We start from the raw sequence: 21,547 nt of genomic DNA, 5'->3' as shown, positions 1-21,547 counted from the left end.
GGGGCTTTGGATTACCCGGACGGAATCGCGGACTGACTAGTCTGTGCCTATCCGTTCGGAAGCGCTGTCTGGAAGGGAGGGACCACGTGACTGTTGGCAGTACTGGGCCCTCTCCGTTCGGCGGTTTCGGATCGTCGATCTTCCGCATGATGCACGCCTCGATGACCAAGAGTTTGAGCGGTTTCAGCGCGCAGCTCGCCGAGGCGGCGCGGCCGCAGATCCGGGTCTCGACGGCACTCGACAACCTCTCGGCGGACGCAACCAAAGCCTTCTCGGCCATACACGCCGATCTCCTCAAGGCAGCACAACCACAACTCCCGGCCTTGACATTCAGCAGCGGTCTAGCGGAGGCAGCCAAGCCGCTCTCGGCCATCCACGCCGACCTGTTCAAGACCAACAACCAGTACAGCGCGCAGCTCGCCAAGGCGATGCAGCCGCAGATCCCCGCATCCATTAGGTATTGCGGTCTTCTTGCTGGGCTTGGTCTGTCGCGGGAGCTAGGTGAGCTCGCCCAGTCCTTCCGGGAGACGTTGCGCAAGGTCATCGAGTACAGGCCGGTCGCGCGCTGGCTGGATGCCGATGCTCAGGCGCGGCCCGAGCGCTGGCCGGACTCGAGTGCCGCGACATCGTCCCAAAGACCCGCAACGAGGCTGGACGCCGCCCTGCGGTAGCCGGATACTCTGTCCGTGCGGCGAACGCAGCCTTTCGGACTGTCCTGAACACCGGCCTCATCCACCCTTTGCTGCTGTCAGGCATCCTTCGACGGAGCTAGTGGGGCGGGGAGAGGACGAAGGTGTCGCGGCCTGACTTGGCTCTGTGCTGTGAACTGGTCCGCGATGATTGCTTGGAGCTCTGAGATCTTTGTCTGGGCCTCTTCGAGTTGGTTTTGGAGCTCCTTTACATTGTTCCGCTCCCCCTGCCCTGCGCGCATCTTGTCCAAAGCTTGCAGGGCCGTCTCGTCTGCATTTGGGAGGCTGTGCAGGTAGCGCTCGGTCGTTGAGATACGGCGATGGCCGAGGCGCTCCTTGACGACCTGGAGATCGGCTCCTCCAGCGAGCAGCCATGAGGCATGGGCATGACGTAGGTCGTGGATACGAGGCTTGCAGTCCAGCCCGGCGCCATCGCGGGCAGGGTACCAGCAGTGTTTCCGGAACCAGCTCGCGGAGATGTGGGGATCCGTGTCGGCGACACGCGGCTCTCGCGGATTGTCTTTGCCCTTGGCGCGGCGGCGTGCTCGGTAGTCGGCGTATGCGCGCCTACAGCGGACGCACTTGCATTGCCGAGATTGTAGGCCGTGATGGTGCCATGCGTATAGGTCCGGCCGTTGGAGGCAACGAATGTCAGCTCCTCCGCATCGAGGAGTTGCGGCTCCAAATCAACCGGCTCGTTACTTCTAGAGAAGAGGAGGTCCTCTGATCTCAGTCTATTGGCATCGACGTGCGCCTTGAGCTTTGCGGTGATCTGCGTACTCAGCTTGAGGCGGGTCCTGGCCGGACTCGGCGAACCCGGCAGGACGATCGAGCTGCGCCGGATCGTCGTCTCCGCCCAGTACCGAGGGGTGGGACTCGGCCGGTCATTGCCGCGCGCGGGCGTCGGCCGCTGCTACCGGCGGCATGGCGCGCGCCGCGTCTGGCTCGACGTCAGGACGCGGAACCTCAAGGCCCGGACGCTCTACCGGTCTGAGGGTTTCCAGCCGGTCACGCGCGAGTTCGTCACGGACAACGCCACCGTCGCCGGCGGCGAGCCCGACCCAGACCTCATCGTGATGTTGCACTCGAAGCACGTCAGCTGAGCCGCGGCCGGCCACCGGGCAGGCGCGTCGACCTCAGCACACCTGGCGGACGGCGGCATCGAGAGCCGCCCGTGACCGACCGTCTCTCCGGCCCGCTCACCCCTCACCACACTGGCCCCGCCGCATCGCCGGCGAGGCCGGAGTCCTCTAGGAGCGTGCGGTGCGTTCCAGCTCGTCCGCGAAGCCTCGGATCAACGCGGCCAGCCCCGCCTCGAAGGCCAGCTCCCGGTGGTTCGCCGGGGCTTGGAGCAGCGGCCGCAGCCCCGGCGGCAACCGCTCCTCGGCGACCGGCGGCACGGCGTCCGCCGGGTCGTCCAGTGCCAGAGCCGAGCCGATGAGGAAGTACTCGACCGCACGGACCAGCGGCAGCAGCCGTCCTTCCGGCCAGCCGGCCTCACGCAGCAGGGCGAAGGCGTCCGAATAGGCCCGCAGCGCCGCCGTCGACCGCACCGGCCGCGCCGCCAACAGCGGTACCGCGCGCGGATGGGCGGCGAAGGCCGCGCGGTAGGAGCGGGCCCAGCTGTCGATGGCGGCGGTCCAGGGCGAGATGGACGGATCGAGCGTCATCTCGGCCACGATCAGTTCCCTGATGCCGTCGACGACCTCGTCGCGGCCGGTGATGTGGTTGTAGAGCGACGGCCCCTTGACGCCCAGGGCCGCGGCGACGCGGTTGACCGACAGCGCCTCCGCGCCGTGCTCGTCGACCAGGACGAGGGCGGCCCGCATGATCGCGTCTCTGGTCACCAGCCTGCGCGGCGGCCTGCCCATGGTCCGTCCCCTCCCGAGCTCGGCCTCTTGGCGGTGGCCGACGGCCAGTGTAGTGTCCCCCGCACTGAAACTACGGCTTCTAGTTTTATGGAGGCGCCATGGAGTACGCCGAGTACCGCGCGCAGGACGCGGTCGGCCTGGCCGGGCTCGTCGCCGCGGGCGAGGTGACGCCGGCCGAGCTCCTGGACGTCGCGATCGAGCGCGCCGAGGCCGTGAACCCGAGGATCAACGCGATCGTCACGCCGATGCACGACCTCGCGCGCTCGCGCAGCGCCGGCGTCCTCACCGGGCCGTTCGCCGGCGTGCCCTTCCTCGTCAAGGACCTGGCCCAGGACTACGCGGGCCTGCCCACGGGCAGCGGGAACCGGGCACTGCGGCAGGTCGTCGCCCAGGAGCACGCCGAGGTGGTCCGCCGCTGGCTGGACGCCGGACTCGTCATCTTCGGCAAGACCAACACCCCCGAGTTCGGGGCCAAGGCCATCACCGAGCCCGAGGTCAACGGCCCGACCCGCAACCCCTGGGATCTCGGGCGCACCCCGGGCGGCTCCTCCGGCGGCTCGGCGGCCGCGGTCGCCGCGGGCATCGTCCCGGTCGCCGGGGCCAACGACGGCGGCGGCTCGATCCGCATCCCGGCGGCCTGCTGCGGCCTGTTCGGCCTCAAGCCCGGCCGTGGCCTGGTCCCCGCCGGACCGCTCCACGCCGAGCATCTGGCGGGCGCGGCCGTCGACGGCGTCGTCTCCCGTACCGTCCGCGACAGCGCCGCGATGCTCGACGTGCTCACCTCGTCCGCCGACCCCGGCGGACCCTACCTGCCGGCCAAGCCCGAGCTGCCCTACGCCGAGCTGGCCCGGCGCGTCCCGGAGCGGCTGCGCATCGGCTTCGCCACCGCCTCCCCGCTCGGCACCGACGTCGACCCCCAGGCGATCGCCGCCGTCGAGGACGCGGCGAAGCTGCTGGCCGACCTGGGCCACGACGTCGAGCCCGCGCGGACCGGCATCGACGAGCGGCGGCTCGCCTTCGACTTCCTGGCGATGTGGTCGACGCAGCTCGCCTGCACGGTCGACGAGATCCGCCGCGCCACCGGCGCCGGCTCCGACGCGTTCGAGCTGGACACGCACCTGGTCGCCGCGGCCGGCCGCGTGCAGCGGGCCCCCGGCTACTACGCCGCCCACGAGCGGTGGAACACCTACAGCCGCCAGCTCGCGGCCTTCCATGCGCGCTACGACCTCCTGCTGACCCCGACGCTCGCGAAGCCGCCGGTCCGCATCGGCGAGCTCGACACCCCGGCCCCGCTGCGCCTGCTCGGCAGGGCCGCGCTGGCACTGCGCCTTGCCGGCCCGCTGAGCAGGAGCAAGGCCTGGAAGCAGGCCGTCATCGCCAACCTGGCACCGGTGCCCTACACCCAGCTCGCGAACATCACCGGACGTCCGGCGATGAGCGTGCCGCTCCACCGCACGGCCGACGACCTCCCGCTCGGCGTCCAGTTCGTCGGCCCGCTCGGCGGCGAGGGGCTCCTGCTGGCGCTGGCCGCACAACTCGAAGCCGAGCGACCCTGGGCCCACCTGGAGCCGCCCCTCTGACACCAGGCGCGCAAGCCATTCCCCGACTTCGCAATGCCGAATGCTCGGTCCTCTGGGGAGCGGAGCACCCAGCGCCTGAGCACGGGTCGCGAGGCGGTACGAGTCGGCGGTGGTTGCGCTACGAGCTGGGGTCGACCGGATGTTCCTTCGTCTCGTACCTGGTCAGGACCACGCCGCCGGGGAACGTCCGCGTTTCCACCAGGTTCAGGTTCACCCAGCTCTCCAGCGCGGTGAAGAAGGGCTTGCCGCCGCCCACGAGGGCCGGATGCGTGACGATCTCGTACTCGTCGATCAGCCCGGCCCGCATGGCCGCCCCGGCGAGGGTCGCGCCACCGACCCTCATCGGCCCGCCGTCCTCGGCCTTGAGCCGGGTGATCTCGGCGATCGCGTCGCCGGTGACCAGGCGAGCGTTCCAGTCGACCTTGTCGATCGTTGAGGAGAACACCGCCTTCGGCGTGTCCCGCCAGTTCCGCGCGAACTCGATCTGCGCCGGGGTGGCGTCCGGCTGCTGGTCGCCGGTCGGCCAGTAGGCGCTCATGGTCTCCCACAGGCGGCGTCCATACAGGAACAGGCTGATCGCGCGCTCCTGATCGAGCCACCACTGGAACAGCTCATCGCTCGGCGCGCTCCAGCCGAGGTCGTCGCCGGGCGCGGAGATGTAGCCGTCCAGGGAGAGGTTCATGCCGTAGATCAGTTTCCGCACAGCGCCACGCCTTCCGTCAGTCGGTTCCGGGAGGGTAGACCGGGCGAGCGAAGGAGACCCGTCGGAGCGCCTCGTTCATACGGCGCCTTGCTCTTGCCTCTCGCTCGGGGCTTTCGAGGCTACGGTCCTTACCGGGCTAGACGCGTCCTGGTCTGTCGGGCACACCATCCGAGCATTCCGAGCCCGCCTAGTGCTATCCATGCGCGGTTCAGGATGGACCAGTCCTCCGCTATGAGCGGGAGCACGAGCGCCATCACCAAGCCGAGGCAGGCCACTGAGGCGATCGCCAGCCATGTCAACGCGGTTCCGATCACGCCGCGCAGCGTACAGCCGGGGAGGGTGTTCGGTTCGGGCGTGTCCCCCGGGTTCGAGGTTTTTCGAAGGAAGTTGGGGTGGGGTGTCGGATTGGGGGTGGGGTGTTCGTAGCCATGGTGAGAGGCCGTTGTCACGATCAGAGGAGAAGCCGATGTCGCACTCGCAGGCCAAGGTTCAGCGTATGGCGGAGCTCATCGAGCCGGTCGCCACCGTCACCTTCTCCGAGGTGCCGAACGAGGCGTTCCTGGCCGTGGGCATGCGCAACTACTGGGACGGATACTTCGCTGGACGGGCCGCGCCGCTGGGGCTGGCGCCGGCCGAGGTGGTGCACGCGGTCTTCTACAACTTCGCCGAGGGCGAGGTGGCACGCCACATCCCGTGGGTCTGGGGGAAGGTCACGCCGCAGGAGGCGCTCGCGATCAGGGAGCGGAGCAGCGCCGACGCGCTGCGGCAGATGATCGGGGAGCTCGCCGGCTCCCCCGGTCTGGTGCGGGTCGCCGACCTCGCCACCCGGGCGGCGGTCAGCGCTCCGATGGAGGGGCGGGTCCTGTACGCCGGGCTCCGGGCGCTCGACGTGCCCGAGGAGCCGGTGGCCAGGCTCTGGCACGCGACGACGCTCCTGCGCGAGTACCGCGGGGACGGCCACAACGCCGCCCTCGTCGCCCACGGGATCGGCGGCACCGAGGCCCACGTCCTCATGGCTCTCGCCCTCGGGATGAAGGCGGAGGAGTTCGGTAGGGTCCATCACCTGCCCAAGGCGCAGCTCGGTGCGGTCGTCGACGGGCTGCGCCGCCGTGGTCTCGTGGACGGCGACGGCGGGTTCACCGATGCCGGGCGGGAGACCAAACAGCGGATCGAGGACCTCACCGACGAGCTGGCGGCGCCGGCGTTCGACGTGCTCAGCGCGGAGGAGCTCGACGAGCTGATCGCGGGGCTCGACCCGATCGCTGCGGCGGTTCGGGCCGTTGAAGGCTGAGCTGGCTTCGCGGGCCGGGCCCGGCCGCGGGAGCGGCCGGGCCCGGCGTTGGGACGGGTGCGTCAGTCGGCGCAGATCGCGTAGGCGCTGATGCCGACGTCGTTGTAGCCGATCTGGCGGCCGAGCACGATCCAGCCGCGGGCGTCGTCCGTGGGGAACGAGCCGACCAGGATGGCGCCGTTGCCGCGCGCCTCGCCGCCGCCTCCGAGGACGTGCTTGGTGCCCGGGCAGTAGATGACGCGGCGCTGGAAGTTGGGGACGTTGGCGTTGGGCAGCCCTATGAGCTGGTAGCCCGGCGGGAGGGCGGCGGCCTTGGCGGCGGCCGGGCGGGCGGGGGCGTGCGTGCTCTGGGCGCTGGCGGCGCCGGTCGTCACCAGGCCGGTCGCGGCCGCGGTCGCGGCCAGGGCCAGAGCGGTGGTCCTCATCGACGGCATCTGCTCTCCTTCGACGGTCATCCGCGCCGCCGAGTGCCCGGGAGCGGACGGAACGAGCGGGGGGTGTCCGGTGGGCACGGGCGGCGGGAATCCAACAAGGATCGAACACGAAGAGTGTCAATCCTGTGACCTATCGTGTCTATAGCTCTGTGTGGTTGATTAATTACGGAGGGTTTGCAAGGGGTGGTTACGGAGAGTGCCCGATCGGGGAACAAGGCCGTCACCTGGGGTGATGCCTTCCAGGCTCGGTATGGCTGGCCGGATCCGGCCTCCTGTGGCACGCGTCTTGACCGAACTCCTCCGCGCACCTTGGCGCATGAGTGGCGGTGATCACGCGGGGGCCCGCGGTGGTTCTCCGGAAGTCGGCTGCCTGCGGGTGACCGATCGGGCATGATCGAAAGGTGGCAGATCACGAGGAGTACGCGCCGCCCGGGATCGATGTGAGCAGTCCCAGCCCGGCGCGCATCTACGACGTCTTCCTCGGCGGCAAGGACAACTTCGCGATCGACCGGGCGGCGGCGAAGGTGGCCACGGACGCCGGGCCGGACGTGCCGCGGGCGGCGCGGGAGAACCGGGCGTTCCTCGGACGGGCCGTGCGGTTCGCCGTGGAGTCGGGGATCACCCAGTTCATCGACCTCGGGACCGGGCTGCCCACGCTTGGCAACGTGCACGAGGTCGCGCAGGCGCTCGACCCGGCCGCCCGGGTGGTCTATGTCGACAATGACCCGATTGTTCTGGTGCACGCGCGGGCGCTGCTGCCGCCGTCCGACACGACGATCGTCATCCAGGCGGACGTGCGGGAGCCGGCGGGGATCCTGGAGAACCCGCGGGTGCGGGAGCTCATCGACTTCGACAAGCCGGTGGCCGTCCTGATGCTGGCCATCCTGCACTTCGCCGAGGACGACGAGGTGCGCGACATCATTGGAACCTTCCGAAACGCGATGGTCCCGGGCAGCCTGCTGGTCGTGTCGCACAGCACCGTCGAGGGGCATCCGGAGAGCGGCGACGAGGTCGTGAAGGCCTGGAAGAACGCGACCGTGCAGATCCACAGCCGGAACCGGGACGAGATCACGGCGTTCTTCGAGGGGTTCGACCTCCTGGAGCCCGGGGTGGTGTGGGTTCCGGAGTGGCGGCCCGACCGGCCGGGCGAGGGCACCCGGTGGATGTACGCCGGGGTCGCCCGCCGCTGAGGCGGCCGTACGGCGGTGGCGATCTTGCTTTCTGATTCTGTATGGAATATACGGTCCGTATGGGAAACGAGCGGGACGCGGCCGGGGCGCATGCGCGGTTGACGGAGCGGGACGGCGTCCTCACCGTGACGATCGACCGGCAGGCCAAGCGGAACGCGATCAGCCCGCAGGTCACCGCGCTGCTGTGGCGGGCCGCCGGGCTCCTCGCGGACCGCGACGACCTGCGCTGCCTGGTGATCACCGGGACGGGGCCGTACTTCACGGCGGGAGTGGACCTGTCGGCGCCGGTGGGCGACCGGCCGGGCGACCCGGAGACCGAGCACCTGCATCCGGGCTGGAACTTCCGCCGGAACTACCGCAGCCACCATCTGCTCTACGACGAGTTCGAGACGATCGAGAAGCCGGTCATCGTGGCGGCGCAGGGCATCTGCCTCGGCGCCGGGGTGGAGATGGCGGTGTCCTGCGACTTCCGGTTCTGCACGCCGGAGGCCGAGTTCGGCGTGCCCGAGGTGCGCCTCGGGGTGGTCGCCGGGAGCGGCGGCACGAGCCGGCTGACCAGGCTGGTCGGTCCGGCGTGGGGCAAGTGGATGGCGATGGCCGGACGCCGTGTGGGGGCGGAGCAGGCCAAGCAGATCGGGCTCGTCCATGACGTCTTCCCGGCGGAGACCTTCCTGGACGACGTGTACGCGTTCTGCCGCGAGCTCATGGAGATCCCGGCGGAGACGCTCGGCGTGGCGAAGCTCGCCGTCGACATGTACGCGGACGTCTCGGACCGCACCGCGCAGCGCCACATCGACCGGCTCGTCGTCAGCGGCATGATGAACTCGCCCGACTTCCTGGAGCGGGTGAAGCGCTTCGGCTTTCCCGGCGCGACGTCCTAGAGTGGCTTCTACCGCCGTGTAGAAGGAGGCACCGGATGGCCGGGCGGGACCGGAGGCGCGCCGCCGGGGCGCTGGAGTCGGAGATCATGGCGGTCCTGCACCGGGCCGGGGAGCCGCTGTCGACCGCGCAGGTGCAGGAGCGCCTTGAGGCCGACCTCGCCTACACGACCGTCGTGACGATCCTGACCCGTCTCACGTCCAAGGGCCTGCTGGCGCGGGCCAAGGCCGGCCGCGCCTTCGCTTACGAGCCGGTGAGCGACGAGCCGGGGCTGGCCGCGCGACGGATGCACGAGGTCATGCGGGGGCGGTCCGACCGGGACGCGGTGCTCGCGCGGTTCGTCGGCGCCCTGTCCGACCGGGACGAGAGCCTCCTGCGGGAGCTGCTCGGCGAGCGGGCGCACCGGCCCGGCGAGGACGGCTGATGGACGCCGACGGCTACCTTCCGCTGCTGATCTCGCTGGTCGGGGCCTGCGCCGCGGGGCCGCTGTCGGCGCGGTTGCCGCCGCGCACGGCGACCTGGCTGCTGACGCTGATCGGCGCGGTGCTGGCGGGCAGCGGCGCGGCGGCGCTGGGGGTGCTGGCGCTCGGCGGGGCGCTGCGGCTGGAGCCGGTCGCGGTCCTCGGGCACCTGTCCGAGCGGGTGCCGCACCGCGGTGACGACCCCGGTGCCGTGACCGCGGCGGTCGCGGCGGCCGTGCTGGCCGGCTGCGTGCCGGCGGCCTTCCGGACGGCGTTCCGGCAGGTCCGGGCGCTGCGGGCGGCCGCGCGCACGGCGCGGAGCCTGCCCGGCGACGGGGACGTCACGATCCTGGACGATCCGGCCGTCGAGGCGTTCGCGCTGCCCGGACGTCCCGGGCGGATCGTGGTCTCCACCGGGATGCTCGCGATCCTGTCGGACGGGGAGCGGCGCGCCCTGCTGGCGCACGAGCGCGCTCACGTGAGCGGGCGCCACCATCTGTTCCGCGCGGTGACGGCCGTGGCGACGGCGGCGAATCCGCTGCTCTGGCCGCTGCGGGGCGCGGTGGCGTTCACGACGGAGCGGTGGGCGGACGAGGCCGCGGCGGCGGCGGTCGGCGACCGCGCGATGACGGCGCGGGCGATCGGCAAGGCGGCGCTGGCCGTCGGCCGCCCGTCCGGGTCCGGCCCGGCGGCGGCGCTCGGCGTCGGCGGCGGTGTGCCGGGGGCCGTGTCCCGGTTCCGCGGTTCGCGGCCCGGTCCGGTGCCGCGCAGGGTCGCGGCGCTGCTCAAGGCGCCGCCGCCCGCGCGGCCGGGGCTGGTCATGGCCGCCGTCGCCGTGGCGGTGGTGGCGGTGCTGACCGTCCAGGACGGCGCGGTCAACGTGTACGACGTGTTCGAGCATGAGCAGGCGGCCGCGCCGCACCGGGCGGGCGCGCAGGCGGTCATGCTCCGGCACTGACCTGGACCGGGGTGCCGGACGGTCTCGGTGCGGGTCGCCTGCCGGTGTGCCGCTTCGTCGGTGTGCCGGACGGCCCCAGGGTGGGCCGTACGCCGCGTTCGGACGGTGCGGGGGCGGGCCGGACGTCGGGGCCTCCGGCCCCCGCGTCCAAGGAGGCGACGTGCTCGGTGATCCAGCTCAGCATCGCCGGGAGCGCCGCGCGCCACGTCCGGTAGTTGTGGCCGCTGCCTTTCACGAGGTCGAGGGGCGCGAACGCGTGGTGGTCGCGGAGTGCCGCCGCGAACTCGGCGGCGAGCGCGACGTCGCCGCCGGCGCCGGTGCCCGCCGCGAGCCAGAACCGCGGGACGTGCGCGCGGGCGCCGAGCGTCCGCACGCGCAGCAGCGGGTCGTTCTGGTCGCGCAGCCTCCGGTCGTGGCCGAAGGGGTCGCGCCGCCCGCCGGGGATCTTGTCGAACCGCAGGGGCGCGAAGTAGCCGCTCATGACGGCCGCCGCCGCGTAGGCGCGGGGGTGGCGGAGCGCGAGGTTGGCGGCGCAGAAGCCGCCTTCGGAGAAGCCCGCGACGCCCCAGCCGGGCCCCGGCGGCTGGAGCCGCGCCATCCCGGCGAGCTGCGTGGGCACGTCGACGGCGAGGAAGGTCTCGTCGCGGGGCGCGCCGGCCTCGTCCAGGCACTGTTCGGAGTAGGCGCGGCCTCCGTTGGCGTCGGGCATGACCAGCACGGCGGGGCGGGCCCGGCCGGTGACGATCTCCTGCCGCAGGACCTGCGGGGCGTGCATCCGCTCGAACCAGTCGGTGGGCAGGCCGGGCGCGCCGTGCAGGAGCTCGACCGCGGGGAACCGGTGCGTGGCGTAGGCGGGGTCGAAGTACTGGGGCGGGAAGTACAGGTCCACGGTGCGCGTGATCCCGCTGCGCTCCCCGGTGAGGACGGTCTTCACCAGCCTCCCGCCGGGGGCGGATCTGCGCTGGGCGAGGTCGCCGTTCACCTGGCCGAGGCTCGACAGGTGCCGGCCGGTCCCGCCGGACAGGTCGGTGAACAGCTCGCCCCAGCCGGTGTAGTAGTCGTAGTACCGGTTCACCGCGGCGATGCCGAAGACCGTCGCGACGGCGAACGCCGCGACCGCGGACGCGATCCGCACCAGGACGTGCGGTACCCGGTACGGGAGCCAGCTCAGCGCGGCGAAGGCGGCGATGAGCAGGGTGAACACCAGGATGCTCTGCGGTCCCGGCATGCCTCCTCCGTTCCCGGCGCGGCCGGATCGCCCGGCGTGCGTCCCGTGGCGCGAGGACGGGCGCTCATCGGCCGAGCTCGTCGGCGACGGCGTCGGCTCGTCCGATCATGGCCCGGCTCTCGCCCGGGCTCCCCCGCCGGGTGAGGCTCCTCGCCGCGGACCGGGTGTCGGACACGATGAAGTCGCGGTCGGGGCGGCCCGGTGGGCGGGGGGCGTGCAGCCGCAGGACGGACGGGATCGGCATCGCCGGAGCGCCACCCCCGGGCGTTCCCTGCCGCGGCCCTGAGGATGCCCGGCCGAGGACGAGCAGGATCCCGATCCCGGCCGCGACGGCCAGGCCCCGTCTCATCGTCATGGCTGCTCCGCTTCCGATGCCCTGCTCGCCTACTACAAGTCTGTAGAACTTGTGCCGCCGACATTACCGCACACAGGGCGCGCACCGCGGTTCCAGTGGGAGCCCGGCCCGTCCGGTAGCGGCAATCAGAGTCGGGCACTACGGGACGCTCTCGGCCGTTCTTCCTTCCTCGGAAAGCCGGTCCGGTCCACGTCTTGCCTGGCCACAGGCTTGGACAGGGCATACTGGAACGTATGTTCGAGCACGGTGGCCGCTGACGTGGGGAACGTTCCACCCGTCGTCGCCTACCGCGTCACCGGCGGCCCGGCCTACCTGGTCGCGTGGGAGCGCCATCCCGACCGGTCATGGTGGGCCCGCGTGATCTGGATCGAGATCGCCCGGGACGGATACACCGGCAAGCACGCCCGCGTCCGCGCCGAGGACGTCGCCCCGGTGCCCGGGCAGGACTACCGGGCGGTACCGCGCGTGCGGGTCGATCCGCGCCGGACACCGCCCAGCGATCCGACCGACCCGCGCGATCCCGTCAACCGGGCTCCCCGAGGCAAGGCCCGCTACCGGCGGGCCTTCGAGGCCGCCACGCGCCGTCCGCCGGAACCCGACTTCTGATCCCCGGGCCGCTGGTTTCCGGGATGGATCTCGGGAAAGGGCTCGGAGGGCCGGTGCGCGAGATCGAATGAGGCCGGCGCCGCCTTCCGATCGGAGAAGCGATGACGGCCACCGGCGTCGAGCGCGGGACGGACCGCGCGCCGACCAGCCTGCGGGCCCCAGGAATCGTGCTGGGCGTGGGGCTGGGCGGGTTCGTCGACGGCATCCTGCTGCACCAGCTTCTGCAATGGCACCACATGCTCACCAGTACGAACACCGACAACATCGGGGTGAAGTACTACTCGCCCCACACCGTGTCGGGGCTCCAGATGAACACGGTGTGGGACGGGATCTTCCACGTCGTGTGCTGGCTCTCGGTGCTGACCGGCCTCGCCATCCTGTACTCGCGGGTCACCCGCGAGCGGAGGCGGGTGTGGACGTCGCGGGTCCTGTGGGGCTGGGTGCTGGTCGGCTGGGGCCTGTTCAACCTGGTCGAAGGCATCATCGACCACCAGGTCCTCGGCATCCACCACGTGCGCGGAGGCGAGCACGAGATCTGGTGGGACATCGGGTTCCTCGTGCTGGGCGCCGCGCTCATCGCCGCGGGCCACCTGGTCCAGCGCGGCGGAAGGCCGCTCGAACCCGGACGCAGGCCGCCGCCGACCGGCGCCGCCCACCAGGACGGGGCCGCCTGATGCACGACCACCAGATGCACGCGGACGGCGGGTCCGGCTGGCAGACGCCGCTCGTGGCGGCCGGAGTGATCGCTCTCGCGGTCGCCTACCTCGCGGTGGTCGTCCGGGCGCGGCATCGGACAGGCGACCGCCCCGGCGCCCGGACCCAGACCTTCGCGCGGGCCGCGGCCTTCCTCACCGGCTGCGCCCTCATCGGCGTCGCGCTGCTGCCGCCGGTCGCGCCGTTCGCGCACCACGACTTCCGCGGCCACATGATCCAGCACCTGCTGCTCGGCATGTACGCGCCGCTCGCCCTGGTGCTGGGCGCGCCCATGACCGCGCTGCTGCGCGCGCTGCCGCCCGTCCACGCGCGGAAGGTGACCGCCGTCCTGCGGAGCCGGCCCGCGGAGCTGCTGGCCCACCCGGTGACCGCGCTGCTGCTGAGCGCCGGCAGCGTGGCCGTCGTGTACGGGACGCCGGTCTACAACGCCGCCGCGGAGCGGCCGGTCCTGCACTGGCTGCTGCACCTCCACCTGCTGCTCGCGGGGTACCTGTTCGCGTGGGTGATCGCGGGTCCCGACCCGGGGCCGTCGCGCCCGGGCGTCCCGGCGCGGCTGGTCGTCCTCGGGGCGGCGATCGCGCTGCACGCCTCGATCTCGCAGCTCATGTACGGCGGGTTCCTCATCGACGTGGACGCGCCCATCGCGCAGGTGCGCGGCGGCGCGGAGCTCATGTACTACGGCGGGGACATCGCCGAGCTGCTGCTCGCCGCCGCGCTCGTCGCCACCTGGCATCCCGCCCGGCGGCTCGCCCGGCGGGGCCCGGAGGCCACGGCGCGTCCGGCCGGAGTCTGACGCTGTCTTTCGCTAGGACGAGAAAGCCGTGAGGAAGCGGTTACGGAAGTCGCTCATGGCCCACAGCGGCGCCTGCTTGCCGGGACGCAGGCCGTCCTGCCAGTTCCAGCCGGAGACGCGGTCCAGGACGGCCTTGTCGTGCGCGACGATCGTGATCGGGACGTCCCGGCTCGCCTTCTCGCCGGTGATGACCGGGGCCGGCTGGTGGTCGCCGAGGAAGATCAGCACGAGGTTCTTGTCGCCGTACTTCTCCACGTAGGAGATGAGGCTGGTCAGCGTGTACTCGATCGACTTGCGGTACTGGGCGCGGATGCGGGTCTTGTCCTTCCAGACGTAGCCCTGCTGGTCGGCGGACGCGGCCATCTGCTTGTAGACCGAGCCGTCCCCCACGGCGTCCCAGTCGATCATGTGCGGGATCGGGGCCCACGGGGCGTGGCTGGACAGCATGGGCATCTCGACCATCAGCGGCGGATGGTCCGGCTTCGCGAACTCGGTGCGGTGCAGGGTCAGCAGCGAGTACTGGTCCGGCATGGTCGCCCACCCGAACGGCGAGCCGCGGTACCCGAGGTGGTCGGAGTCGTAGACCTTGTCGAAGCCGAAGAACCGGCTCTCCGGCCACGCCCGGCTCACGCCCGGCACCAGCCCGACGCTCCGCCAGCCCGCGCGCTGGAACGCGCGGTTCAGCGTGAGCCGGTCGCTGCTGACGAGCGTCCGGTAGCGCTGCTGGTTGTTGATCCACAGGCCGGACAGCAGCGTGGAGTGCGCCAGCCAGCTCCCGCCGCCCGCCGTCGGGGACGTGAGCCAGGCGCTGCGGGCCGAGTAGCCGGCGGCTCGCAGGCGCCGTGTCCCGTCGTCCAGGACGGCGTCGACCTGCGGCGCGAACTCCGGGTCCTCGACGGCGTCGCGGCCGTAGCTCTCGACGAAGTTGAGCATGACGTCCTTGCCGCGCAGACCGGTCAGCAGCTTGTCGCCCGGGGTGTCGCGGAACGGGTCGACGGCGGCCTGCGCGGCGAACTTCTTCCGGTCGTCGATGCTCGCGCCGACCTGCTTCGCGTGCGCCATGGTCAGCGTCGCCGAGCCGTCCGACGCGACGGGCACGCCCTGGACGAACTGCGCGCCGAGCGCGGTGCAGGCGGCCCAGGCCGCGGCGAGCACCACCAGCCCGCCGGCGGCCGGACGGTGGTACCGGGCCGCGACGCGGGCGATGCGCAGCACCGACAGGGCCATCAGGACGAGCACGGCGACCACCAGGAGCACGACGGCGATCACGACTCCGACCGCCGCCGAGCGCCCGGACGTCCCGTCCACGAACTCCACGGCGGGACGGAGCATCACCCAGTCGAGCACCGGGTCGAACGGCCGGACGAGGACCTCGTTGAAGCCCATGTCCAGGCACTTCACGATCGTCAGCAGGCCGAGGAACGTCCCGGCGGCCACCGCCGCGACCGTCCGGGCCCGTCCGGGCAGGACGAGGAGGATCCCGGCGCCCACCACTCCCTCGATCGGGATGCGGGCGAACGCGCCCGGTGTCAGGCGGACGAGCTGGTCCGGCAGGAGGAGCCCGAACAGGACGAGCGCGACGGCCGCCACGGTGACCGCCCAGCCGACGACCGACCGCCATCGCCGCGGCGCCGACCCGCCGTCGTCCTTCTCGTCGGCTTCGGCGCTGTCGGTTTTCGCGTCGTTCTGCTCGGCGTCGGCGTCGGTGCTCTGGAGCTCAGCGGCCTCCTCCGACCCGGCGGACTCCCGGTCTTCGGACTCGGTCTCCGGTCCCGGAGCCGCCCCAGGCGTGAACAACGACACGAACGCCCTCCCCCGCACACATGGCCTCAATGGAGCGCCACCGTGCCCACACTCGGCGGCACTAGTGGTACGGACGGCGGCGGCCGAAGGTTCAGTCCGGCGCCGGACCGGAGGTCAGCCGCGCGGCGCGTACATGATGAGGACGACGCCGGCCAGGCAGACGAGGGCGCCCGCGATGTCCCAGCGGTCGGGCCGGAACCCGTCCAGGACCATCCCCCAGACCAGCGACCCGGCCACGAAGACGCCGCCGTACGCGGCCAGGACGCGGCCGAAGCCGCCCTCGGGCTGGAGCGTCGCCACGAACCCGTAGGCGGCGAGCGCGACGGTCCCGCCGGCGATCCACGGGGCGCCGCGATGCTCGCGGACGCCCTGCCAGACCAGCCACGCGCCGCCGATCTCGGCGACGGCGGCGAGGGCGAACAGGGCGAGCGACCTGAGAACCGTCACGACCCGCACCGTACCCGGAGACGCCCTGGTCAGGACCGCGGGGTCGCGTCCTCGAACGGAAGCGGGCAGCGCTCGTGCCGGGCGCACTCCATGAGGTCGTCGCAACCGGCGGCGACCGCCTCCCGCAGCGTCGCGCGGACGGCGGCGAGGTCCGCGATGCGCCGGTCGATCTCGTCCAGCTTGGCGCGGGCGCGCTCGGCCAGCCCCGCGTCGCGCCGCTGGTGGCGGGCGGTCTCCAGCAGGTCGGCGACCTCGTCGAGCGTGAAGCCGAGCCGCTGCGCCGCCTTGATGACGCGCAGGACGGTGACGGCCTCCGGCGGGTAGAGCCGGTGCCCGCCCAGGGTCCGCCCCGGGTCGGCGAGCAGTCCGCGCCGCTCGTAGTAGCGCAGCGTCTGCGGGTTCACCCCGGCCGCCTCGGCGAGCTGGCCGCTGCGCAGGCCCTCGTAGTGCCCGCTCATCTCGTCCGCAGCCCCGCGTTCGCGAGGGCCTCAAGACCGTCGAGGGTGGGCGCCGCGTCCGGCGGCGCGGTCACCGCGACGGTCACGCCGGAATCCACCGGTATATAGGTGAAGGTGAGGAAGGCGCAGCATTCCTGCTCGCGGGCGAAGAGATCCCGTGCGCCCGCCTCCTCGGCCGCGGTGAACGTCAGCCGCAACTGCAGCGGCTCGCGCTCCAGCGCGGTCAGCCCCCGGGCGAACAGCGCCTCCATCTCCGCCAGCCGGTCGGCCATGCCGTCCGGCGGCAGCGTGCACGCGACCGGAGCCGCCGCCCCGACCGCCGATGCCCCCGTACCCGATGCCTCGCCCATGCTCGCCCCTCGTCCAGGACGGCGCCGTCGGCCGCCTCACTCCGACGCTAAGCCCGTACCTGGGTACCGCTTGCAACAAGCACGAGCCCCCGGCCCCAAACAGCGTGGCCCCGGTCCTTGGAGGACCGGGGCCTTGGCGGGGGCCCCGAGGGGCCGCGGTGCCTGGCGGGAGGGGGAAGGCGTCAGGCACCGGGCGGGGGGCCGCCCGCCTCGCCGCCGGCGGGTGGCGGGCCGAGCGCGGCCAGCCGCTCGGCCAGGTCGTCGCGCTGCCGCCTGACCTCCGCGAGCTCGTACTCCAGCTCGATGATGCGGCGGATGGACGGGAGGGTCATGCCCTCGCCCATCATGGTCACGACCTGCCGCACCTGGCCGATGTCGTGCCGGCTGTAGCGCCGCTGCCCGCCGGCGGACCGGCTGGGGGACACGACGTTGTGCGCGTCGATCCGCCGCAGGAACGCCTGCTGGACGTCCAGCATCGAGGCGACCTGGCCCACCGTGAACAGCGGCGCGTGCTCGTCGTCCAGCCCCGGCACCCCGGACGATCCACCGACCATGTACTCCAGCGTCCCTTCGTTCGCGTCGTGCTCGGGGGCGCTCCGCGTCAGCTCCGGATGGCCTTCGCGGACTCGCCCGCCGTCTGGATCTCGATCTTGCGCGGGCGGGCCCGCTCCAGGACGGGGATCCGGACGGCGAGGACGCCGTTGTCGTAGGCCGCCTCGATGGCCTCGGCGTCCAGGTGCTCCGACAGGTAGACGCGGCGGACGAAGGAGCCCATGACGCGCTCGCGGACGAAGAAGCGCTCGCCCTCGGAGGTCTCCTCGTTGCGCCGGGCCGTGACCGTCAGGACGCCGCGGTCGACGGTGACCTCGACGGAGCCGGGGTCGATGCCGGGCAGGTCGAAGCGCAGGACGACGTCGTCGGCGCGGCGGACGCCGTCCATCGGCATCGAGGTCCCGGCGCCCTCGGCGGCGGCCTGCCGGGTCAGCCGGTCGAACTGGCGCTCGAACTCCTGCACGAACGGGTCGATCGACGTCAGCAACATCATCATCACCTCCGAAGATCCGGGAGCGGTGCGGCTCCCGCTACCTGTCCTCCGAGCCAGAGGAAACCTACAACCAGATTTATAAGTAAGGTGCTCCTGGATTGTCAAGCCCCGTGCGCCGATCCGATTCGTCCGCCGTCTGACCAGCTTCGGCCCTTCCTCCGCGCGTTCCAGGTGTGATCGCATTGGGCGGGTGGTGGTGGCGCCCCGTCCAACTTGGGCTACGGTCGGACGCGACCCTCCCGCCCGGCGCGGCGGGAGGCGCTGGGGCGCCGCCGCGGCGGCGCGACCGGATGGCTCCATGCGAAAGGCGGGGGTGTGACTCAGCGAGGATCGCGGCGGTCCGCGGGCGATCCGGCCGGCGGCGAGCCGGTCCGCGACGGGCGGGCGGACGTCCCGGACGATGTCGCGGCCGCCGTGGAACGGGTGCTGAGCACCGCCGCGCTGCTGTGGAGCCGCGCCGACCAGGGGCTGGAGCCGGCGGTGTCGCCGATCCAGCTGCGCGCCGTGGAGGCCGTCGCCCGCTTCGGGCGGCTGAACCTCGGCGGGCTCGCCGAGGAGCTCGGCGCGATCCCGTCCTCGACGAGCCGGCTGTGCGACCGGCTGGAGGCGGCCGGGCTCGTGGTGCGGGAGAGCGCCCCGGCCGACCGCCGGGAGACGCTCATCCGGCTCACCGACCAGGGGGAGCGGCTGCACGCCGAGCTGGCGCGGCGTCGGCGGGAGGTCGTCCGCGAGGTGCTGGCGCAGATGTCGCCGGCGTCGCGGGGACGGCTGATCGACGCGCTCACCGACTTCGGCCAGGCCTGCGACCGGCAGGATCCGGCCGCGCCGGGCGCGCTCGGCTCCCGGTCCGCATGACGCGGACCACCGGCTTCGTCCCGGTTGCCAGCGGTTCGCGGTACCGCGCGGACGACCCTCAACATCAAGTATTTGCCATACGGCAAACTCTTTGACAGTCTTCCTCTGCGGTCCTCCGTCCGCGCCGAGACGGACCTGCCGGAGACGCCGCGTCCGCGCGCGGACGGCCGGTCGAGGGGTCGGCCGGCCTCCCCGTCGCCGCACGTCGGAACGGGCGCGGACGAGGGCGAGCGGCTCCGGCACGGCGTACCGGACGCCCGCCGTTCTCACGGGAGAGTTCAACGAGATGGGGTCGCAATGAGCACGCACGGCCGCCCGGCCAAGGTGGAACGGGCGCTGCGCCTCGCCCCCGCGCACTCGCTGCCCGAGACGCTGGCCGCCACGCTGCGGGACGAGTACCCGCCGATCACCTCCGCCCGGCTGCTGGTGAACGACTACCACTCGCGCTTCCTGCTCCAGGTCGCGCCGCTCCTGGCCGTGCCCGCGCCGGCCGGCGACACCACCCCGTCCGCCGTGGCCGCCGCCGTGGCCGCGGCCGAGGAGCCGCCCGAGCCGCTCAGGATCCACGGGTCCGACGCGGGGCGGGCCTTCGTGTCCCGCCGCCCCGTCCTGCTGTCCGCGGACGGCTCCCTCGACGGGCACGGCGGCCAGGGCGGCGACGGCGACCCGGACGCGCCGCCGCAGACGCTCTTCGTCCCGGTCACCGCGCGGGGCGAGCGGCTCGGCGTCCTGGAGCTGGGCGCGACGGGCGGCTGGGCCGGCGGCGACCTGGACGAGCTGGCCGAGATCGGCCAGGTGCTCGGCTCGGCCCTCAAGGTCGCGTGGGACCACACCGACCGCTACGAGCGGGCCCGGCGCCGGCAGCGCCTCACCCTCGCCGCCGAGTTGCAGTGGCAGCTGCTGCCGGGGCACGCGTGCACGGGCGAGCGGTTCAGCCTGGCCGGGCACCTGGAGCCCGCGTACTCGATCGGCGGCGACAACTTCGACTGGTCCGCCGAGCACGACCACCTCGCGCTGACCGTCACCAACGGCGCGGGGACCGGCATCCAGGCCGCGCTGCTGACGTCCCTGACGGTGGGCGCGCTGCGCAACGCCCGCCGCTCCGGCGCCGACATCGGCGAGCAGGCGAGCCTCGCGAACGACATGGTCCACGTCCGCTACGGCGGCCGGGAGTTCACCGAGACCCTCGTCATGCGGATCGACTTCGCGGACGGCGTCGTCCACGTCATCGACGCGGGCTCCCCGCGGATCCTGCGGCTGCGCGGCACGGAGGTCACGCCCGTCCCGCTGGAGCAGCAGCTCCCGCTCGGCATGTTCCCCGACACCGAGTACCGCGCGCAGCGCTTCCCGCTGGAGTCCGGGGACCGGCTCGTCATCGTCAGCGACGGCGTCTTCTCCGCCCGGGGCCCGCGCGGGGAGTTCGGCACGCACGCGCTGGAGCAGGCCGCGCGCAGCGCCCGGCTGCGCGACACCGCCGACGTCCCGCTCGCCGTCATCGACGAGCTCATCGAGCATCACGAGGGCACCGACCTGGCAGACGACGCCGTGGTCGTCTGCTTCGACTGGAACTAGCCCCCGGTTGGAGCCGGGTGCGGCGTACCGCTGAGGGCGGCCGTTTGCCCAGCGGTACGCCGCGGTCCCGGCATGTCCGACGCTAGGCGGACGCCGGGGCGGGCGAATCCCGCGGATGACCGGTGCCCGGAACCTCCGCGCCTGCCCGCGGAAGGCAGTAACCTCCCGGTTACCTGGAGACCGGGAGCCGGGAGGTGCCATGGGCGGGCTGAGCGCCGCGGAGACGGTGAAGGCCGCCGACCGGATCGTGCACGACGTGGGTTCCGCGTGGATGCTCGACCGGACGACGGCGGAGCGCGGCAAGCAGCTGGGGTTCGACAACCCTCTGGCGTTCTACTTCGCGGGACGCGGCGGCGTCCTCGGCGACGTGGACGCGGACGTGGTCGTGGCCGCGCTGGGGTGGTTCGAGCCGGGGCTCGTCCGGGCGATGTGGGACGAGGGCGTGGCGGTGGCCGGGGCGCGCGAGGCGGCGCGGCGGTACGGGCGCGCGTGCGCGGCGTGGGGCGAGGAGCGCCTGGCCGAGCTGGAGGGCGTGGAGCGGCTCGCCGAGCTGGCCGAGCGGGTCGTACGGGCGGCGGAGGGCTCGGGGCTGCCGCTGTTCTGCGGGTGGCGGGCGGAGCCGGCGCCGGAGGCGGGTCCCGGGCGGCTGAACCACTTCCTGCACGTCCTGCGGGAGTGGCGGGGCGCGCTGCACCTGGCCGCGACGACGGCGGCCGGGCTGGCGCCGCTGGAGGCGATCCTCACCGACGACGGGCCGGGGCAGGCGCGCATGTTCGGCTGGCAGGGCGACCTGCCCGACTGCGCGGCGCTCGTCGGGCGCCGCCGGGAGGCCGAGGCGACGACCGACCGGCTCGCGGCGGCCGTGTACGAGCGGGCGCTGTCGCCCGCCGAGCGCTCCGAGTTCGCCGGGCTGGTGGGGGCCACGGGCGCCGCCGTCCTCGGCTGACGCACCAGGCCGGCACGACCGCCGACTGACGCACCGGGCTGACACGACCGCCGGTTGACACCGCCGTCGGCGGACGTGGGGCCGCATCGTTCGCCGAGGTGGGCGGGCCGTGTTGTCGGCGGGCAACAAAGCGTGCCGGATTTTGCGTCAGCGGATATGTGTCGCCCGAGGGGGCGGGCGTCCATTGTTGCCCCGTGACAGATCACGTCCGGAAGGAGAACGCGATGGGGCGACCACCCCACCCCCTCGTTCGCGGCCGGTCGCGGCGGCGCGGCGCGCTCGCGGTGCTGGCCGCGGCGGCGCTGGCCGCCTCGTTCAC

The 21,547-nt window shown here is 72.7% G+C and carries 26 protein-coding genes; 14 read left to right on the top strand and 12 right to left on the bottom strand.

Features of this window, described 5'->3' with window-relative positions; all coding sequences use genetic code 11:
- Positions 1–86: 86 nt before the first annotated feature.
- Positions 87–671 (top strand): hypothetical protein, encoded by a 585-nt coding sequence (locus E1300_RS11120; RefSeq protein ID WP_131756830.1) that lies wholly within the window; start codon positions 87–89, stop codon positions 669–671.
- Between the two features lie 77 nt (positions 672–748).
- Here the strand turns inward: E1300_RS11120 and E1300_RS53915 are convergent, their stop codons facing one another.
- Positions 749–1,168, bottom strand: a complete 420-nt coding sequence (locus E1300_RS53915) for a tyrosine-type recombinase/integrase (protein ID WP_370784715.1) — start codon at positions 1,166–1,168, stop codon at positions 749–751.
- A gap of 288 nt (positions 1,169–1,456) precedes the next feature.
- Here E1300_RS53915 and E1300_RS11110 point away from each other — a divergent pair, with 288 nt between their 5' ends.
- The gene (locus E1300_RS11110) at positions 1,457–1,792 is read left to right on the top strand and encodes a GNAT family N-acetyltransferase (RefSeq protein ID WP_207399643.1); all 336 of its coding nucleotides are present in this window, start codon (positions 1,457–1,459) and stop codon (positions 1,790–1,792) included.
- Between the two features lie 147 nt (positions 1,793–1,939).
- Here the strand turns inward: E1300_RS11110 and E1300_RS11105 are convergent, their stop codons facing one another.
- Entirely contained in the window at positions 1,940–2,560 is a 621-nt protein-coding gene (locus E1300_RS11105) for a TetR/AcrR family transcriptional regulator C-terminal domain-containing protein (protein WP_131756826.1), read from the bottom strand.
- A gap of 98 nt (positions 2,561–2,658) precedes the next feature.
- Between E1300_RS11105 and E1300_RS11100 the strand changes: the two genes are divergently transcribed.
- Positions 2,659–4,140: an amidase gene (locus tag E1300_RS11100; protein WP_131756825.1), complete on the top strand. Its 1,482-nt coding sequence runs from the start codon at positions 2,659–2,661 to the stop codon at positions 4,138–4,140.
- Positions 4,141–4,258: 118 nt separating this feature from the next.
- Here the strand turns inward: E1300_RS11100 and E1300_RS11095 are convergent, their stop codons facing one another.
- Positions 4,259–4,843, bottom strand: a complete 585-nt coding sequence (locus E1300_RS11095) for a dihydrofolate reductase family protein (RefSeq protein WP_131756823.1) — start codon at positions 4,841–4,843, stop codon at positions 4,259–4,261.
- A 496-nt stretch (positions 4,844–5,339) separates the two neighbouring features.
- On the opposite strand from E1300_RS11095, the gene E1300_RS11090 reads away from it, so the two are divergent.
- Complete coding sequence (locus E1300_RS11090; RefSeq protein WP_207399642.1) at positions 5,340–6,134, top strand: MarR family winged helix-turn-helix transcriptional regulator; 795 nt, start codon at positions 5,340–5,342, stop codon at positions 6,132–6,134.
- Between the two features lie 62 nt (positions 6,135–6,196).
- On the opposite strand, the gene E1300_RS11085 is transcribed toward E1300_RS11090, so the two are convergent.
- Positions 6,197–6,568 (bottom strand): hypothetical protein, encoded by a 372-nt coding sequence (locus tag E1300_RS11085; RefSeq protein ID WP_207399641.1) that lies wholly within the window; start codon positions 6,566–6,568, stop codon positions 6,197–6,199.
- A 401-nt stretch (positions 6,569–6,969) separates the two neighbouring features.
- Here E1300_RS11085 and E1300_RS11080 point away from each other — a divergent pair, with 401 nt between their 5' ends.
- Genes E1300_RS11080 through E1300_RS11065 form a run of 4 tightly spaced genes read left to right on the top strand, consistent with a single transcriptional unit; the run spans position 6,970 to position 10,056 of the window.
- Entirely contained in the window at positions 6,970–7,758 is a 789-nt protein-coding gene (locus E1300_RS11080) for an SAM-dependent methyltransferase (protein ID WP_131756820.1), read from the top strand.
- Between the two features lie 59 nt (positions 7,759–7,817).
- Positions 7,818–8,639 (top strand): enoyl-CoA hydratase/isomerase family protein, encoded by an 822-nt coding sequence (locus E1300_RS11075; protein ID WP_131756818.1) that lies wholly within the window; start codon positions 7,818–7,820, stop codon positions 8,637–8,639.
- 35 nt (positions 8,640–8,674) lie between these two features.
- Positions 8,675–9,061, top strand: a complete 387-nt coding sequence (locus tag E1300_RS11070; RefSeq protein WP_131756816.1) for a BlaI/MecI/CopY family transcriptional regulator — start codon at positions 8,675–8,677, stop codon at positions 9,059–9,061.
- A complete protein-coding gene (locus E1300_RS11065) occupies positions 9,061–10,056 on the top strand; it encodes a M56 family metallopeptidase (RefSeq protein WP_131756815.1) in 996 nt (331 codons plus the stop codon). The genes E1300_RS11070 and E1300_RS11065 overlap by 1 nt, the downstream gene beginning before the upstream one ends.
- On the opposite strand, the gene E1300_RS11060 is transcribed toward E1300_RS11065, so the two are convergent.
- A complete protein-coding gene (locus E1300_RS11060; RefSeq protein ID WP_131756813.1) occupies positions 10,040–11,284 on the bottom strand; it encodes an alpha/beta hydrolase in 1,245 nt (414 codons plus the stop codon). The genes E1300_RS11065 and E1300_RS11060 overlap by 17 nt on opposite strands.
- Positions 11,285–11,348: 64 nt before the next feature.
- A complete protein-coding gene (locus tag E1300_RS11055) occupies positions 11,349–11,639 on the bottom strand; it encodes a hypothetical protein (RefSeq protein WP_131756811.1) in 291 nt (96 codons plus the stop codon).
- Positions 11,640–11,885: 246 nt separating this feature from the next.
- Between E1300_RS11055 and E1300_RS11050 the strand changes: the two genes are divergently transcribed.
- The 3 genes from E1300_RS11050 (at position 11,886) to E1300_RS11040 (ending at position 13,752) form a co-directional block, all read left to right on the top strand.
- Positions 11,886–12,245: a hypothetical protein gene (locus E1300_RS11050; protein ID WP_131756810.1), complete on the top strand. Its 360-nt coding sequence runs from the start codon at positions 11,886–11,888 to the stop codon at positions 12,243–12,245.
- 101 nt (positions 12,246–12,346) lie between these two features.
- Positions 12,347–12,919: a DUF2243 domain-containing protein gene (locus E1300_RS11045; protein WP_131756809.1), complete on the top strand. Its 573-nt coding sequence runs from the start codon at positions 12,347–12,349 to the stop codon at positions 12,917–12,919.
- The gene (locus E1300_RS11040) at positions 12,919–13,752 is read left to right on the top strand and encodes a cytochrome c oxidase assembly protein (RefSeq protein WP_131756807.1); all 834 of its coding nucleotides are present in this window, start codon (positions 12,919–12,921) and stop codon (positions 13,750–13,752) included. Before E1300_RS11045 ends, E1300_RS11040 begins: the two co-directional genes overlap by 1 nt.
- A gap of 12 nt (positions 13,753–13,764) precedes the next feature.
- Here E1300_RS11040 and E1300_RS11035 read toward each other — a convergent pair whose 3' ends face one another.
- From E1300_RS11035 to E1300_RS11010, 6 genes are all read right to left on the bottom strand, one after another.
- Positions 13,765–15,555, bottom strand: coding sequence for an alkaline phosphatase family protein (locus E1300_RS11035; RefSeq protein WP_207399640.1), 1,791 nt, complete (start codon positions 15,553–15,555; stop codon positions 13,765–13,767).
- 114 nt (positions 15,556–15,669) lie between these two features.
- Entirely contained in the window at positions 15,670–16,002 is a 333-nt protein-coding gene (locus E1300_RS11030) for a YnfA family protein (RefSeq protein ID WP_131756806.1), read from the bottom strand.
- 29 nt (positions 16,003–16,031) lie between these two features.
- Positions 16,032–16,460 carry a MerR family transcriptional regulator gene (locus E1300_RS11025; RefSeq protein WP_131756804.1) on the bottom strand — a complete coding sequence of 143 codons (429 nt, stop codon included), beginning with the start codon at positions 16,458–16,460 and terminating at the stop codon, positions 16,032–16,034.
- Complete coding sequence (locus E1300_RS11020; protein WP_131756802.1) at positions 16,457–16,810, bottom strand: hypothetical protein; 354 nt, start codon at positions 16,808–16,810, stop codon at positions 16,457–16,459. Before E1300_RS11020 ends, E1300_RS11025 begins: the two co-directional genes overlap by 4 nt.
- Before the next feature lie 182 nt (positions 16,811–16,992).
- Positions 16,993–17,364, bottom strand: coding sequence for a MerR family transcriptional regulator (locus E1300_RS11015; RefSeq protein WP_131756800.1), 372 nt, complete (start codon positions 17,362–17,364; stop codon positions 16,993–16,995).
- 47 nt (positions 17,365–17,411) lie between these two features.
- Complete coding sequence (locus tag E1300_RS11010) at positions 17,412–17,858, bottom strand: Hsp20/alpha crystallin family protein (RefSeq protein ID WP_242619074.1); 447 nt, start codon at positions 17,856–17,858, stop codon at positions 17,412–17,414.
- Positions 17,859–18,170: 312 nt separating this feature from the next.
- Here E1300_RS11010 and E1300_RS11005 point away from each other — a divergent pair, with 312 nt between their 5' ends.
- The 3 genes from E1300_RS11005 (at position 18,171) to E1300_RS10995 (ending at position 21,228) form a co-directional block, all read left to right on the top strand.
- Entirely contained in the window at positions 18,171–18,710 is a 540-nt protein-coding gene (locus tag E1300_RS11005) for a MarR family winged helix-turn-helix transcriptional regulator (RefSeq protein WP_165502793.1), read from the top strand.
- A gap of 297 nt (positions 18,711–19,007) precedes the next feature.
- Entirely contained in the window at positions 19,008–20,282 is a 1,275-nt protein-coding gene (locus E1300_RS11000; RefSeq protein ID WP_131756796.1) for a PP2C family protein-serine/threonine phosphatase, read from the top strand.
- Between the two features lie 199 nt (positions 20,283–20,481).
- Positions 20,482–21,228: an SCO6745 family protein gene (locus tag E1300_RS10995; protein ID WP_131756794.1), complete on the top strand. Its 747-nt coding sequence runs from the start codon at positions 20,482–20,484 to the stop codon at positions 21,226–21,228.
- Positions 21,229–21,547: the final 319 nt, after the last annotated feature.

Origin of the sequence: Actinomadura fibrosa, from assembly GCF_900659615.1 — a bacterium.
Classification (GTDB): domain Bacteria; phylum Actinomycetota; class Actinomycetes; order Streptosporangiales; family Streptosporangiaceae; genus Spirillospora; species Spirillospora fibrosa.
This window is presented reverse-complemented; position numbering and strand designations above follow the sequence as displayed.